Annotated in this window: 14 protein-coding genes and 1 pseudogene; 6 read left to right on the plus strand and 9 right to left on the minus strand. The window is 73.5% G+C overall.

The window, feature by feature from the left end; all coding sequences use genetic code 11:
* Positions 1–191: 191 nt before the first annotated feature.
* Positions 192–1,271 carry an NADH:flavin oxidoreductase/NADH oxidase gene (locus AB0M27_RS25840; protein ID WP_365724515.1) on the minus strand — a complete coding sequence of 360 codons (1,080 nt, stop codon included), beginning with the start codon at positions 1,269–1,271 and terminating at the stop codon, positions 192–194.
* Positions 1,272–1,403: 132 nt separating this feature from the next.
* On the opposite strand from AB0M27_RS25840, the gene AB0M27_RS25845 reads away from it, so the two are divergent.
* A complete protein-coding gene (locus AB0M27_RS25845; RefSeq protein ID WP_365724517.1) occupies positions 1,404–1,760 on the plus strand; it encodes a helix-turn-helix domain-containing protein in 357 nt (118 codons plus the stop codon).
* Here AB0M27_RS25845 and AB0M27_RS25850 read toward each other — a convergent pair.
* Together AB0M27_RS25850 and AB0M27_RS25855 are read right to left on the minus strand one after the other, a co-directional pair.
* Positions 1,677–3,068 (minus strand): nucleobase:cation symporter-2 family protein, encoded by a 1,392-nt coding sequence (locus tag AB0M27_RS25850; RefSeq protein WP_365724519.1) that lies wholly within the window; start codon positions 3,066–3,068, stop codon positions 1,677–1,679. The genes AB0M27_RS25845 and AB0M27_RS25850 overlap by 84 nt on opposite strands.
* Positions 3,069–3,229: 161 nt before the next feature.
* Entirely contained in the window at positions 3,230–4,564 is a 1,335-nt protein-coding gene (locus tag AB0M27_RS25855) for an FAD-dependent oxidoreductase (protein WP_365724521.1), read from the minus strand.
* Positions 4,565–4,758: 194 nt separating this feature from the next.
* Between AB0M27_RS25855 and AB0M27_RS25860 the strand changes: the two genes are divergently transcribed.
* Entirely contained in the window at positions 4,759–5,325 is a 567-nt protein-coding gene (locus AB0M27_RS25860) for a DUF6214 family protein (protein WP_365724569.1), read from the plus strand.
* A 32-nt stretch (positions 5,326–5,357) separates the two neighbouring features.
* Here the strand turns inward: AB0M27_RS25860 and AB0M27_RS25865 are convergent, their stop codons facing one another.
* A complete protein-coding gene (locus AB0M27_RS25865) occupies positions 5,358–6,026 on the minus strand; it encodes a helix-turn-helix domain-containing protein (protein ID WP_365724522.1) in 669 nt (222 codons plus the stop codon).
* A 252-nt stretch (positions 6,027–6,278) separates the two neighbouring features.
* Between AB0M27_RS25865 and AB0M27_RS25870 the strand changes: the two genes are divergently transcribed.
* Positions 6,279–6,527, plus strand: coding sequence for a DUF2630 family protein (locus tag AB0M27_RS25870; protein WP_365724524.1), 249 nt, complete (start codon positions 6,279–6,281; stop codon positions 6,525–6,527).
* Positions 6,528–6,611: 84 nt separating this feature from the next.
* Here the strand turns inward: AB0M27_RS25870 and AB0M27_RS25875 are convergent, their stop codons facing one another.
* The 4 genes and pseudogenes from AB0M27_RS25875 to AB0M27_RS25890 all read right to left on the minus strand — a co-directional run bounded on the left by AB0M27_RS25875 (position 6,612) and on the right by AB0M27_RS25890 (position 9,383).
* Positions 6,612–7,301, minus strand: a complete 690-nt coding sequence (locus AB0M27_RS25875) for an HAD-IA family hydrolase (protein WP_365724526.1) — start codon at positions 7,299–7,301, stop codon at positions 6,612–6,614.
* A gap of 10 nt (positions 7,302–7,311) precedes the next feature.
* Positions 7,312–8,031, minus strand: coding sequence for a phosphatase PAP2 family protein (locus AB0M27_RS25880; protein WP_365724571.1), 720 nt, complete (start codon positions 8,029–8,031; stop codon positions 7,312–7,314).
* A 61-nt stretch (positions 8,032–8,092) separates the two neighbouring features.
* A pseudogene (locus AB0M27_RS25885) lies at positions 8,093–8,738 on the minus strand (M56 family metallopeptidase); the annotation flags it as partial.
* 87 nt (positions 8,739–8,825) lie between these two features.
* Positions 8,826–9,383: a DUF5134 domain-containing protein gene (locus tag AB0M27_RS25890; protein WP_365724528.1), complete on the minus strand. Its 558-nt coding sequence runs from the start codon at positions 9,381–9,383 to the stop codon at positions 8,826–8,828.
* A gap of 177 nt (positions 9,384–9,560) precedes the next feature.
* On the opposite strand from AB0M27_RS25890, the gene AB0M27_RS25895 reads away from it, so the two are divergent.
* Together AB0M27_RS25895 and AB0M27_RS25900 are read left to right on the plus strand one after the other, a co-directional pair.
* Positions 9,561–11,243, plus strand: coding sequence for an FUSC family protein (locus tag AB0M27_RS25895; protein ID WP_365724530.1), 1,683 nt, complete (start codon positions 9,561–9,563; stop codon positions 11,241–11,243).
* Positions 11,240–11,914: a MarR family transcriptional regulator gene (locus AB0M27_RS25900; RefSeq protein ID WP_365724532.1), complete on the plus strand. Its 675-nt coding sequence runs from the start codon at positions 11,240–11,242 to the stop codon at positions 11,912–11,914. The genes AB0M27_RS25895 and AB0M27_RS25900 overlap by 4 nt, the downstream gene beginning before the upstream one ends.
* A gap of 310 nt (positions 11,915–12,224) precedes the next feature.
* Here AB0M27_RS25900 and AB0M27_RS25905 read toward each other — a convergent pair whose 3' ends face one another.
* On the minus strand, positions 12,225–12,989 hold the full coding sequence (locus AB0M27_RS25905) for a VOC family protein (RefSeq protein ID WP_365724541.1): 765 nt from the start codon (positions 12,987–12,989) through the stop codon (positions 12,225–12,227).
* Positions 12,990–13,144: 155 nt separating this feature from the next.
* Here AB0M27_RS25905 and AB0M27_RS25910 point away from each other — a divergent pair, with 155 nt between their 5' ends.
* On the plus strand, positions 13,145–13,966 hold the full coding sequence (locus tag AB0M27_RS25910; RefSeq protein ID WP_365724543.1) for a class I SAM-dependent methyltransferase: 822 nt from the start codon (positions 13,145–13,147) through the stop codon (positions 13,964–13,966).
* Positions 13,967–14,171: the final 205 nt, after the last annotated feature.

Consider the following 14,171-nt stretch of genomic DNA (forward strand, 5'->3'; position numbering starts at 1 on the left):
GTCGGACCGGCTGGTGGTGGCGGCTCCTGCGCTGAGACCGGCTGGTGGTCGCGGGTGGCCGCGCTGAGACCGGCCGGTGGTCGCGAGCGGCGGCGCTGAGACCGGCCGGTGGTGGTGGGTGGCCGTGGCCGGACCGGTCGGTGGTGGCGGCTCCTGCGCTCAGACCGGCCGGTGGTCGCGGGCGGCCGGGGTCAGACCGACCGGTGGTACTGGTCCGGCACCCGGGTCTCGCCGCCAAGCTCGCGGGCCGCGTGCCGGGCCCAGGACGGGTTGCGCAGCAGCTCGCGGCCCAGCAGGACCGCGTCGGCCTCGTCGTTCGTCACGATCTTCTCGGCCTGCCCGGACTCGGTGATCAGGCCCACGGCGGCGACACGCAGAGGGGTCTCGGCCTTCACCCGGGCGGCGAACGGCACCTGGTAGCCGGGCCCGGCCGGAATGGTCACGCCGGAGGCGTTGCCGCCGGTGGAGACGTCGAGCAGGTCGACGCCGTGGGCGTGCAGGTCGCGGGCGAAGCGGACCGTGTCCTGCGTGGTCCAGCCGCCGTCCTGGAGCCAGTCGGTGGCCGAGATGCGGAAGAACACCGGCTTGTCCTCGGGCCACACCTCCCGGACGGCGTCCACGACCTCGAGGGCGAACCGGGTGCGGTTCTCGTACGAGCCGCCGTAGGCGTCGGTGCGGTGGTTGGAGTGCGGGGACAGGAACTCGTTGATCAGGTAGCCGTGGGCGCCGTGGATCTCGGCGACCTCGAAGCCGGCGGCGAGCGCCCGGCGGGCCGCTGCGGCGAACTGGCCGACGACCTCATGGATCTGGTCCACGGTCAACTCGGTGGGCACGGGGTGGTGCTCGTCGAAGGCCACCGCGCTCGGGGCGACCGGCTGCCAGCCGCGCGCCTCCGGTCCGAGCGGAGCGCCGCCCTTCCAGGGCTGGTCGGTGGACGCCTTGCGGCCGCCGTGCGCGAGCTGGACCCCCGGCACCGTGCCGTGGGCGGTGAGGAACCGGGTGATCCGGCGGAAGGCCCCCACCTGTGTGTCGTTCCACAGGCCTAGGTCGTAGGGGGAGATCCGGCCCTCCGGCGAGACCGCGGTGGCCTCCACGATGATCAGGCCGGTGCCACCCGTGGCGCGCGCCGCGTAGTGCGCGAAGTGCCAGTCGTGCGGGGCGCCCGCGAGCGGGCCCTCCGGCTCGGCCGAGTACTGGCACATCGGGGGCATCCACACCCGGTTCGGGATGGTCACTTCGCGCAGGGTGATGGGCTCGAAGAGCGCGCTCACGACAGACTCCGTTCGTCACCGGACCGCTGGTCGGCTCGTACGATACCCCTCGTACTACGAGAGATGTCAAACTACGACGCCTCTCGTACAATGCTCAGAGCCGAGGATTTCCGCGACGAAGGGCAGCCCGCCGTGACCGACACCGCCACCGCCGGCCGCGCGCTGCCGCACCCGGAACGGGAGGAGATCCGCCTGGAGGCCGTGCTGCACGCGCTCTCCGACCCGATGCGGCTGCAGATCGTGCGTGAACTCGCCGCCCGGGAAGCGGAGTTGACCTGCTCGCAGTTCGAACTGCCGGTGACCAAGTCCACCACCACGCACCACTTCCGGGTGCTGCGAGAGAGCGGGGTCATCCGGCAGATCTACCGCGGCACGGCGAAGATGAACGCGCTGCGCAGGGACGACCTAGACGGTCTCTTCCCGGGACTGCTGGACAGTCTCCTCGCCGCCGCGGACCGGCAGTCCGTCCGCCTCGGCGACCGCGCCTGAGCCCGCCTTCCCCGGAAGGTGGTTGAAGAGCAGGTTCAGCGCGATCGCGGACAGACAGCCCGCACTGATCCCGCTGTTCATCACCGTCTGGAACCAGTCCGGGAACTTCTCGTAGACCGTCGGCACACCCACCGGCAGCATGCCGATCGCCACCGACACGGCCACCACGGTCAGATTGTGGTTGCCCTTGAAGTCGACCCGGGCCAGCGTCCGCAGCCCGCTCGCCGCGACCGTGCCGAACATGACCAGTCCGGCGCCGCCCAGCACCGGCGCCGGGATCGCCGCGACCACCGCGCCCAGCTTGGGCAGCAGACCGAGCAGCACCAGGATCCCGCCGGCCGCCGCCACCACCCAGCGGCTGCGCACCCGGGTCATCCCCACGAGGCCCACGTTCTGCGCGTACGCCGTGTACGGGAAGGTGTTGAACACTCCGCCCAGCACCGTCGACAGACCGTCCGCGCGCAGCCCGTCGGCGAGCGAGCGCGGCTCGACCTTCCGCCCGGTCAGCTCGCCCACGGCGATCAGGTCACCGGTCGTCTCGGTCATGGTGACAAGGGCGACCACCAGCATGGACACGATCGCGGACGCCTTGAACTGCGGCACCCCGAAGTGGAACGGCGTGCTGATGCCCACCCAGTCGGCGCCGGAGACCCCGCTGAAGTCGGTGAACCCGAACGGCACCGCGGCCGCCAGGCCCACCGCGATCCCGATCAGGACGGCGATCCGGCCGAGGGCGGGCGGCGCGAACCGCTGCACGGCCAGCACCACCGCCAGCACGAAGGCCGCCAGCGCCAGGTTCTTCGGCTCCCCGAAGTCCTTCGCACCGGCGCCGCCCGCCGCCCAGTTGCCCGCGACCGGCAGCAACGAGACGCCGATGATCAGGATCACCGTGCCGGTCACCAGCGGCGGGAAGAAGCGCAACAGCCGGCCGAAGACCGGCGCGAGCAGCATGATCGCCAGACCCGCGACGATCACCGAGCCGTAGATCGCGGGCAGTCCGCCGCCCGTCGTCCCGATGAGCACCATCGGCGACACTGCCGCGAACGTACAGCCCTGCATGATCGGCAGCCGGACGCCGAACCGCCAGAAACCGACGCACTGGATCAGCGTGGCGATCCCGCACACCAGCAGGTCGGCGGTGATCAGATACGCCAGGTCGGCGGGCGACAGCTTCATGGCGCCGCCCACGATCAGCGGCACGGCGACAGCACCCGCGTACATCGCGAGCACGTGCTGCAGCCCGAAGGCCGCCAACTGCCGTGCCGGTGGTATCTCGTCGACTGGGTGGGCGGCTGCGGTGGTGGCCATGGGGACTCCAGCAGTGGGCGGGTGGGGAAGCGACATCCGAACAGGACGAGACCGTAGACTTCTTGAACAGTTTGTTGATTTCCGGTCTGTTGCCGCTGTGTGTCATGCCCGCCCGGCCGGTGCGGAATCCCGGACTCCACCGGAATCCCCGGCCATCAGGCCTATGTCGACCGGGCCGCCGTGAGCAGCGCGTCCCACTCGGCCAGCTTGACCACGCCCCGCCCGAGTCGCGCGCCCAGCTCGGCCTCGGCCCGCTCGATCGCCAGCCACCCCGCCCACGGCACGGGATCGATCCCGGCCGCCCGCAGCGCAGACACCGGATCCTCGGGCACCTGCCGGCGCAACAGCGCCGGAGCGTCCGCGAGCAAGGAGGTCACGGTCTCCTTGGCGCAGGGCCGGTTGGTGCCGATGACACCCGTCGGACCCCGCTTGATCCACCCGGCGACGTACTCGCCCGGGGAGGTGGCACCCTCGCGTACGACACGCCCTGCCGCGTTCGGCACCGTGCCGCTCGGCGCGTCGAACGGCAGCCCGTCCGGCGGCACCCCGCGATAGCCCACCGAGCGCAGCACCAACTGGGCGGGCACGTCCACGAACCGGCCGGTGCCCGTCACCCCGCCCCGTCCGTCCGGTGCCGTCCGCTCGAAGCGCACCGCGCCCACCCGGCCGGCGTCCGCGAGGAATTCCACGGGGCGCAGGAAGAACCGCAGGCCGATGCGGCGGGCGGCTTCGGCCGGGGGGCCTGCGGACCAGCCGCGCAGCACCTCCAGATTGCGGCGCTGTACGGCGGACAGGGCGGCGGGGTCCGCCGGATCCAGCGCAAGGTCGGCCGGATCGACGCCGACTGCGGTGCCGTGCAGCGCGCCCAGCTCGCGCAGCTCCTTGGTGGTGAAGCGGGCCTGCGAGGGGCCGCGCCGGCCCACCATGTGCACCTCGGTGATCCCGCTCGCCGTCAGCGTGTCCAGCGCCGCCTGCGGCATGTCCGTCGGGCGCAGCTCCGCGGCACCCCGGACCAGCATCCGCGTGACGTCCACCGCCACATTGCCCACGCCGATGACGACGGCCGACCGCACTCCGCGCAGAAAGCCCGCGTCGGCCGCGTCCGGATGCGCGCTGTACCAGGCCACGAAGTCGGTCGCCGACCAGCTGCCCGGCAGCTCCTCGCCCGGAATCCCGAGCCGGCGGTCGGCGGCGGCGCCCACGCAGTACACCACGGCGTGGTACAGCTCCCGCAGCCGCTCCACCGGCAGTCCGCCGGGACCGCCCACCCGGACCCCGCCGAGGAACCGCACCCGCTCGTGCTCCAGCACCGTCCTCAGGCTGCCCTGCAGGGACTTGATCTTCTCGTGGTCCGGGGCGACGCCGTACCGGACCAGGCCGTACGGGCACGGCAGCCGGTCCAGGACGTCCACGGACACCTCTGGATCCTGCTGAACCAGGGTCTGGGCGGTGTAACACCCGCTCGGCCCCGAACCGACGACGGCGACACGCAGCACAGCGATGCTCCTCGGCCGAAGGAGGTGGTGTGCGGACGGCTCCAGCATGGCACCCTCCGGCCCATGACGGCAGGGGCCGGCGGGGTGACTGCGAAGCGTGTCCTTCGTATCGAATGTAATCATGCGGCTACGTTGCGTGCGTGCTGGAAGCATCCTTTCTTGATCTCTCCGAGCGGGACGCGAAGGACGGCGTGGTGTCCGTGCGGCCCGCGTGGAAGGTGCGGGAGAACGGCGAGGCCACGTCCTGGTTCCATGTGGGACTGGTCTTCCCGGACGGTGCTCAGGTCGACGCCCTGGCCGTCGTACGGGACGGCCGCGTGTCCATCGAGGACGTCAGGGCCCAGCCGGCCCTGTCCCTCGCCGACCTGACGGTGCTCGCGGACTGGATCGAGGGGCCGCTGTTCGAGTCGTGCGGGGTGCAGCGGTCGTACGAGGGCGACGGCGGCGAGGACCCGGAGGGGCGGTACGAGCCGGAAGCCGACGACGAAGTCGAGGTCGAGGCCGAGACCGGCGTGGCGGAGTACGGCGAGGAGGACAGCGCGCTCTGTGAGGGTCCGCGGCGCGCCCGGCCGGTCTGGCCGCGCGGCATCGAGGGCCGTCGGCTGGTGGCCCAGGAGTACCGAGCCGCACAGGAGGAGGGGTGTGACCCGGTGCTCGCCGTGATGAGCGCGACCGGACACAGCCGCCGCCGCTCCCTCAGACTGATCGCCCAGGCACGGGACGCGGGCTTCCTGACACCCCGCCACGCGCGCCGCGACTGAGCGGGTCGTCGCCGTAGCGGCACACGCGTCCCTCAGGGGCTGCTCGGCCGCTCCTCCGTCGCGAAGAACCGGGACAGGTCCTGCTCCCGGGCCTGACTGCCCTGCTCGCTCTCCGGCGGCACCCCGGACTCCCAGTCGAGCCCGTACCGCCGGAACAGTGCGGCCCGCAGCGCGGGAACGGGCATCGGCACCCCCGGCACCAGCGCGGCGTACACCGCGCCCATCAACAGGGCCCGCAGCATCGGATAGTCGGCGGCGACATCCTGGGAGCCGTACCGGGCGACGGTGTCGCCGAGCAGTTCCGACAGCCGGCGCTGCTCCGGGCACTGTACGAAGCCCTCCGCCTGCAGCAGCCCCGCCATGTGCTGCCGCATCAGCACCGGCCGGTCGCGGGCCAGGCCCAGGATCGCGTCGATGGCCCGGGCGAGGCGCTCCCGGCCGTCCTCGGTGTGCGGCTCCCGCTCCAGCGCCTCCTCCAGCGTGCGATGCATCAGCCGGTGCACGGCGGACTGCACCAGCTGGCGCTTGCCGGGGAAGTAGTACGACACCAGTCCGCGCGCCGAACCGGCACGGTCCGCGATGTCGCCCAGGGTGGTGGCCTCGAAGCCGTGCTCGTCGACCAGCTCCACGGCGGCCTGCAACAGCCGCTCCCGGGAACGCCGCCGCAACTCTTCATTGACCGAGGCGCTGCGCGGGGACATCCTGTAACTCCTGCGTTGACTGGCTGCCAGCCAACTATACTCACCGCAGTGGGCACCGCCATGCGTGTGCCCTGTCCAGGGCTGCCGTCCGTCTGGGGCGACGCGGGGGATCGTCTCAGGCGGACGGCGTGGCAGCGAGCACATTTCCGCGTCGCGCTCGGCCGTGCCGGCCCGTGCATCGATCGGTGTCGCAGGGCGGCCGCTCCCCTGCCTAGAGTGGGCAGCGGTGCCGAGGCGAGGAGGCGGGTCGTCATGGATCAGGACCAGCGGATCCTGAGCAGGATCACGGAGATGGTCGAGGACGAGCGCAGACTCCGCGCGGAGCTGGCCTCGGGTCGGATCGACAGCTCTGTCGAGCAACAGCGGCTGGGGCAGCTGGAGCGCGAACTCGACCAGTGCTGGGACCTGTTGCGGCAGCGCCGCGCCAAGGCCGAGTTCGGCGAGAACCCGGACGAGGCGCGCGTGCGCCCCGCCACCCAGGTCGAGGACTACCAGGGCTGACCGCCGCGCGGCCGGCGGGCGCCGGGCCTCGGCCGGCCCAGCGGGTCGAGCACGGGCAGCGGCCGGGTATCAGCGCCGGGGGCCTCAGCTCACCAGGTCCAGCACGGGCAGCAGCGCGTCGGGCCGGTCCGTCACCGGCAGGTGGTCGACGAAGTGCACCCGGCAGCCGAGCGCGGCCGCGCCACCGTCCGCCTCCTTGCTGTCGCCCACCATCACCACGTGCCGCGGATCGGCGCCCAGCGCCGCACAGGCGACCGAGAACAGCCGCGGGTCCGGCTTCTGCACGCCGTGCTCGTACGACAGGACGTACACGTCCACATAGCGGTCGAGCCCGTGCTCGCGGAACACCGGGCGCAGATCCCAGCCGATGTTGCTGACCACGCCCACGCCGATCGCGCGCTCGCGCAGCGTGCGCAGCACCTCGTGGGCGTCCGGATACGGGGCCCAGGCGGCCGGGGTCTTGTGCCGTTCGTACAGCGCGTCGTGCAGGCCGGGGTCGGGCAGCGGCACCCGCCGGGACAGGCCCGTGTAGGCGGCCCGGTGCAGCTCCGCGCTCTCGTCCCGCACCGCCCAGACATCGGCCAGGTGCGCCGGCAGCCGCACCGGATTCGCTCCGCCCGGCAGTGCGCCGGCCGTCTCCAAGGCCCGTGCGGTCGCCTTCAGTTCGGGTTCGGGCAGGGTGTGCCCCGTCTCGGCCAGCACCGCACGCAGCCATGACTCGCTGGACTCGATGCGGAACAGCGTTCCGGAGAAGTCGAAGAGCACTGCAGTCATGCACCTGACCCTATCGGGGCCGGTGCACAGAGGTGTCGGCGTGACCGGGCCGCGGCCACTCGTACACGATCACGGCCAGGGCCACCACCAACGCCCCGAACAGCCAGCCGCCCAGCACGTCCGAGGGCCAGTGGACGCCCAGCCACACGCGGGTCACGCCCACGCCCACCACCGAGACCACGGCGGCCGCCACGGCCGTACGCCACCCGACGCGGTCCGCGCCGAAGCGGTGCAGCAGCCACAGCAGCAGGCCGCACACCACCGTGGCCGTCATGGCGTGACCGGACGGGAAGGCCGCGTACCCGGCGGAGTCGACGGGGTCCGGCCACATCGGGCGGGGCCGGTCGACGGAGCTCTTCACCGACTGCTGCACGACCGCCGCCAGGCCCACGGTGACCGCCAGCCACAGCGCCGTCCACCAGGCGGCGTGCCGCCACACCAGCCACACCGCGGCGGCCGCGCTCACCAGACGCATCGTCAGCGGGTCCCAGACCCAGTCGGTCAGCACCCGGAAGGCGTGCGTGAGAGCGTGGTCGTGGACCGCCCAGTGGTGGGTCGCGCGGGAGACGTCGCCGTCCACGGTGAGCAGAGGGTGCCAGCGGACCACGACGAGGGCCCTCAGCAGAGCGCAGCACACACCGACGGCGGCGCCGAGGAGGGCCGCGGCGCGGAGGGTCGGAGGGCGAGGCCGGGGAGGTGCGGTGGGGCTCGGGCTGGGGCTGCGGGGCATGCCGTGATCCTTGTGGATCGGGAGGCCGACAGCCACCATCCGGCCGGCCCGGAAACGGTCTTGGGGGAGTGAGCAACCGGTGCACACGCTCCGGCACATGGGCCTGAAAGGTGGGACAGGGCCCGAACACGCTCCGCTCCTCGTTGAGTTCGATCAACGCCGGCGCGGTCGTCGGCCGGCCGAAGCACCGGGAGACCATGTCGTCGGCGGCCGGCCCGCCCAGCCGGTGCATCTCGTCGCGGAGCGCGGCGAAGACCGGCACCCGCGGGAACTCGCTCGCTAGCGCCGCTGAGCAGTGCAGCAGCCAGTCGTGCCGGGCCTGCGCGTGGCCCCGCTCATGGGCGATCAGCGCGTCCGGTTGACGCCCTCGCAGACGGCGCAGCGCGGCCGTCGTGATGACCATGCGGGGTGCCGTACCGGGTGGCCACCAGGCGTCGGGACGCCCGCCCTCCAGCACCACCAGCCGGCCGTCCGCCGGTTCCTCGCCCGGCAACAGCGGGGCCCGCACGAGGAGTTCGGCGCGCCGGGTACGCTCTCGGGCCCGGGCCTGTCCGACCTCGCGCAGCGGCATCGCCAGGCTCCACAGGCCGTCCGTGGCGAGCGGCGCGGCGATGGGCGCCGCCCACGGGCCGGCCGTACGCGAGCAGTCGCGGGGAGACGACGGCGGTGAGGGCGCCGAGCAGCAGCAGGGCCACGGGGACCATCATGGTCAGCCCCCTATGAGCGCGAGGCCGCTCACGGGTACGGTGCGCGCCGCCGGCGTGACGCAGGCAACGCACCCGCACGGACCCGGCTCACACGGCCAGCAGCATCGCCACCATGCCGATCCCCATCGACAGCCGGCAGGCCCGCGCCAGCTCCGGCCGGTCGCCCCAGCCGACCGGGCCGCCGCCGGCCCCGGCCCCAGCCACGACGGCCGGCACCAGACGGGCGCCGGCGAGCAGCACGTAACCCGCGAAGTACAGCAGCAGCACGCTGGTCAGCAGCGGCACCCCCGAGCCGCCGTGCGCATGGTGGGCGCCGGGTGGGGCCGCGGCCATGGCCAGCGACATGTAGACCATCGCGGACGCGCCCACCAGGTGGTGCAGGTGATGCGGGGCGGCGCGCGCGGCCCACAGCGCGCGCAGCGCCGCCGCGCCGAACACGGCGGCGTACACCGGCCACGCCCACCTCGGCGGCGAGAACGCGGCCGCCGGTACGGCCATCGCGGCCATGCCGAAGCCCATCAGCGCCTCGCCGCCCGCGGAGCTGCGCTGCTCCTCGACACGGCTGCGCATCCGCAGCAGGCAGTAGGCGCCGGTCGCCGCGCACAGGGCGACCAGCAGCCACGCTGCCGGTACCGGTCCGTGCACGCGTACCTCCCCGTTCGACGGTCTGTCGAGGGATGCGATGCCCACACCGTGCGGAGCGCACGCGAGCGCAAGGGTGTACACGGGGAGCATTCGGCGGAGCACGGCAGGTGAGCGGGCTCCCTGGGGGATGAGGACGACAGGGAATTTTACGAGTAAAACACATGCTAATTTACTGGTATGAGCAGTGCGACCCTCCATCGACTTCCCCTGGCCGGAGTGCTCCGCCTCGGGCGGCCCTCCGACATCTGGTTCAAGCCCGCGGTGAGCGTGGTCGCCGCAGTCGCACCGCCCAATCTGATCCTGCTGGCGCTCGGCCGCCTCGACCTCGCGATGTACACGATGGCCGGGTCCCTGTGCGCGCTCTACGGCCACAACCGGCCCTACGCCGCCCGCGGCCGCGTCCTGGCGTGGGTGGTGCTGGGCATGGTCGGCGGCCTCGCGGTCTCGCTGCTGGCCGCGTCGCTCACGAGCAACGCCGTCGTCCTCGTCACCGTCGGCGCCGTCATGGCCGCCGTCCAGAAGGCCGTGAGCGACGTGACCCGGCTCGGACCGCCCGGGAACGTGGTTCTGACCTTCATCAGCTCCGCCTCGCTGTTCGCGCCCCAGACCCTCGGCCAGGTGCCCGGACACGTCGGGCTGGCCCTGGCGGCCGGCGCCTGGGCCTGGCTGGTCGGCATGGCACCCGGGCTGCTCCGCCCGCACGGCCCCGAGCGCCGCGCCACCGCCCGGGCCCTGAACGCGGCCGCCGCCTACGCCGACACGCGCGGCACCACCGACGGGCGCCCCCGGGCCCGTGCCGCGAGCGCCGCCGCGATCCACGCCGCCTGGCAGTCGCTGCTCGCGGCCGGCGCCCGACCCGACCGCACCCGGCGCGCCCTGGAACGGCTCCTCGTCCGCGCCGAGGTCGCCCTCGCCGCCCCCGCCGACACCGACCCCGCACGGCTGCGCGCCTGGGCCCGCGAGCTGCGCGGCACCGGGCGGATACCGCGCGTCGCGTCCCCGCGCGAGTCCGCCGACGAACTCCTCGGCGTCGACGCCGAACTCTCCCTCCCACGACGGCCGTTGAGGCATCGCCTGGCTCCCCTCGCCCCGATCGCCGTGCGCACCGCGATCGGCTGCGCGCTCGCCGGTTACGCCTCCCTCGCGCTCGGGGTCGGTCGTCCCTACTGGGCGCTGGTCACCGCCGCCTCCCTCTACCAGGCCAACGTCACCCTCACCTGGAGCCGGGGCATCCAGCGCGTCGTGGGCAACGTGGTCGGCGTCCTCGTGTTCGCCGTCGTCGCCCCGCTCGCTCACCTCCACGCGGTGGCGCTGGTGCTGTGCTGCCTCGCCTTCAACTTCGGTGCCGAAGCGCTGATCGCCCGCAACTACTGGCTCGGCACTGTCTGCGTGACCCCGATGGCCCTGCTCATCACCGAGTTCGCCCGCGCCCAGAACCCGGCCGAGCTGATCACCGAGCGGGTCGCGGACACCCTGGTCGGCGCGCTGGTCGGCTTCGTCGCGGCCGTCGCCGTCACCAACCGGCGCGCGGGCGACCGCCTCGAACACGCGCTGACCACGGCGGAACGCGCCCGCGAGAACGTCGCCCGGCTGCTGGCCGAGCCGCACCCGGCACCCCGCACCCTGGAGTCGGCCCGCCGCAGCCTCGCCGCCGCCCTCGCCGACCTGCGCGCCACGGCCGACGCCGCGTCCGGCGAGTGGTGGCAGCGCGCCCTGCCCGAGGAGCGGGTCGTGCTCGCCGAGCAGTCCGGACACCGTACGCTCGCGGCGACGGTACGACGTCAGGGATTCGTGCCGCGGCACCGGAACCAGGATCCGGTCCAGGACCCGGGCAGGACGACGGAGGACCTACGGCCATGACGGCGACGAACGGCGGACACGCGCCGGCGGACGACACGGCCGACACGGGCCGGAGGGGCGGCCGTGGTCCCGTGGACACCGACACCGACGTCGACGCCGGCCGCGCCGTCCACCCCGGTAGACGGGCGACCGCGACCGGGAACGCCCCCGGCACCGACCCTGCCGCTCGCCATGACACCGTCGCCGCCGTCGTGCGGCAGTGGCGGGCCGTTCACCCCGAGCTGGACACCGGGCCCATGGAGGTCATCGGCCGGATCAACCGGTGTGCCGCGCTGCTCCAGCAGGCCGAGGACGCGCCGCTGCGCCGGGCCGGGCTCAGCCGTCCCGAGTTCGACCTGCTGGGCGCACTGCGCCGCACCGGTCACGAGCTGACCCCTGGGGAGCTGGCCCGCGAGACCTTCTCCTCGGGGGCCGCCGTCACCAAGCGGCTCAAGCAGCTCACCGAACGCGGACTGGTCGAGCGACGCGGCGACACCCGCGACCGCCGCGTCGCCCACGTCCGCCTCACCCACACGGGACGTGACCTGGTCGACGGCATCCTCCCGGAGCAACTCACCTATGAAACAGCCGTATTGAGCGTGCTGGCTCCCGAGGGGCAGGGCGAACTCGCCATTCTGCTTGCCGAGTTGCTCGGCCGCCTGGAGGGCCGGATGGGGGCGCTGCGGACGTAGGGCAGGGGGCGTCAGAGAACCTCGTGCGCCGTACGGCGGTGCGTCGACCGGCGGTCGGCGAGGTCGGTCGAGACGGTTGGTGCGCAGCCGGCGCGCGCTCTCCCCGACTGACCGGACCAGGTTCTTGCGGCGGTTTCCGGCGGAGCCGGGTCCCGTCGTGCGTGCTTGCTCGCCAGAACGAAGCGGTTCCGGCGGCCGGCGAGCAGTTCGCCGGGGATCCGCTCCGCGCTGCCGTCCGGGTGGTTGTTCGCGGTGTCGACGAAGTTGCCGCCGGCGACGGCACAGGCACAGCGAGGACGAGCGCAGGGCCTCAGCCCTCCTCGCCGGCCTGGTGCACTCCGAACGCCGCGCCCTGCGGATCCCCCAGTACCGCGATGCGCGGGCCGTCGGGCACCGACACGGGAGCCAGGAGGACGACCCCGCCCGCCCGCTGCGCGACCTCGGCCGTCGCGTCCACGTCGTCCACCGCGAAGTACGGCAGCCAGTGCGGCGGCACCCCGGGCGGGAACCGGTCGCCCATGTCGGCCATGCCGCCGAAGTCGTCGCCGTCGATGCCCCACTGCGTGTACCACTCCGAGGCGTTGACGCTCCAGCCGAACACCGTGGTGTAGAAGTCCCGGGCCCGCTCGGTGTCCCGGGTCGCCAGCTCCACCCAGCCGAGGGTGCCGGGCGCGTTGAACAGCCCGGCGCCGGGGAAGGCCCGCGCCTGCCACAGCTGGAACGCCGCCCCGGTCGGGTCGAGGGCCACCGCGAACCGGCCGACGTCGAACACGTCCATCGGGCCGAGGATCACCCTCCCGCCGGCCTCCTCCACCCGCCGTACCGCCGCGTCCGCGTCGGTCACCGCGAAGGAGACGTTCCACGCCACCGGCTGGGACTCCTGGTACAGCGGGGTCAGCGCGGCGACCGCCGCGTCCCCCAGGTGCGCCACCGTGTACCCGCCCGCCTCCTGACGCGGGTCGGTCTCCGGCCGCCAGCCGAACAACTCGGTGTAGAACCGCTTGGCCCCCTCCAGATCGCTGGTCCCGAGCTCGGTCCAGCACGGTCCGCCGGTCACCGGCTTGTCGAACTTCATCAGGGGTTCCTTCCGGCCGGGGCGGGCCTGCCGCGCCGCACGGCGCGCTCTCCCGGCACGCTAACCCCGGCTCCCCGCCCCGGCCAACCGAGACGGTCCCCGCGGGCGGAGAAATCGCTTGCCCGGGCGGAGCGGGGTGCGCGAGGGTTCCGGCCATGGACACCGAGGACACCGCGGCACCCTCGCTGGCCGAGGAGATCGCCGAGTACTACGGACGCGACCAGGAGGACGCCCGGCTGCGCACCGGCGCCGGGCGGCTGGAGTTCTGGCGTACCCAGGACGTCCTGCGCAGGCTCCTGCCGCCCACTGCGGCCCGGATCCTCGACGTGGGCGGCGGCAGCGGCGTCCACGCGGAGTGGCTCGCCGCCGACGGCCACGACGTGGAACTCCTCGACCCGGTACCGCTGCACGTCGAGCGAGCGGCCCGGCTGCCCGGCGTGCGGGCACGCCCCGGCGACGCCCGTGCCCTGGACGCACCGGACGCGTCCGTGGACGTCGCGCTGCTCCTCGGCCCGCTCTACCACCTTCCCGAGCGCCCGGACCGGGTACGGGCGCTCGCCGAGGCGCGCCGGGTGGTGCGGTCCGGAGGTCTCGTGGTCGCCGCCACGATCAACCGGTACGCACCGCTCCACGACAACCTGAGCACGGGGCTCTACTTCGACGCCGGGCACCGGCCGCAGATCGACGCCGCCGTCGGCGACGGCCGGATGCGCCCGACCGGTGGGCCGAAGTCCCTGTTCACCACGGCCTACTTCCACGAGCCCGTCGACGTCCCCACCGAGTTCGCGGACGCCGGCCTGACACCGCACGCTCAGTACGGCCTCGAAGGCGCCGCCTGGCTGATGGGCGACGTCGCATCCTGGCTGGAGGATCCGGAGCGCCGGGCGCTGGTCCTGGCGGCGACGCGCCGGACCGAGTCCGTACCCTCACTGCTGGGCATCAGCGGCCACGTACTCACCACGGGGACCAGGCCCTAGGCCGGGCTCGGACGCCAGTGGCTCGTAGCGCCAGGAGCCCGGCGCCAGAGGCCGGGCGCGAGGGGCCTGGAGTTCAGGGGCCGGAGGCAAGTGGCTCGGACGCCAGTGGCTCGGACGCCAGTGGCTCGTAGCGCCAGGAGCCCGGCGCCAGAGGCCGGGCGCGAGGGGCCTGGAGTTCAGGGGCCGGAGGCAAGTGGCTCGGACG

Source organism: Streptomyces sp. NPDC052107 (genome assembly GCF_040680215.1).
In the GTDB taxonomy this organism is placed as follows: domain Bacteria; phylum Actinomycetota; class Actinomycetes; order Streptomycetales; family Streptomycetaceae; genus Streptomyces.

Excerpts from the sequence above, each read along its gene's own strand:
- AB0M27_RS25850 (WP_365724519.1), bottom strand. The coding sequence starts at position 3,068 with ATGGCCACCACCGCAGCCGCCCACCCAGTCGACGAGATACCACCGGCA.
- AB0M27_RS25865 (WP_365724522.1), bottom strand. The coding sequence starts at position 6,026 with ATGTCCCCGCGCAGCGCCTCGGTCAATGAAGAGTTGCGGCGGCGTTCC.
- AB0M27_RS25870 (WP_365724524.1), top strand. The coding sequence starts at position 6,279 with ATGGATCAGGACCAGCGGATCCTGAGCAGGATCACGGAGATGGTCGAG.
- AB0M27_RS25875 (WP_365724526.1), bottom strand. The coding sequence starts at position 7,301 with ATGACTGCAGTGCTCTTCGACTTCTCCGGAACGCTGTTCCGCATCGAG.
- AB0M27_RS25880 (WP_365724571.1), bottom strand. The coding sequence starts at position 8,031 with ATGCCCCGCAGCCCCAGCCCGAGCCCCACCGCACCTCCCCGGCCTCGC.
- AB0M27_RS25895 (WP_365724530.1), top strand. The coding sequence starts at position 9,561 with ATGAGCAGTGCGACCCTCCATCGACTTCCCCTGGCCGGAGTGCTCCGC.
- AB0M27_RS25900 (WP_365724532.1), top strand. The coding sequence starts at position 11,240 with ATGACGGCGACGAACGGCGGACACGCGCCGGCGGACGACACGGCCGAC.
- AB0M27_RS25905 (WP_365724541.1), bottom strand. The coding sequence starts at position 12,989 with ATGAAGTTCGACAAGCCGGTGACCGGCGGACCGTGCTGGACCGAGCTC.
- AB0M27_RS25910 (WP_365724543.1), top strand. The coding sequence starts at position 13,145 with ATGGACACCGAGGACACCGCGGCACCCTCGCTGGCCGAGGAGATCGCC.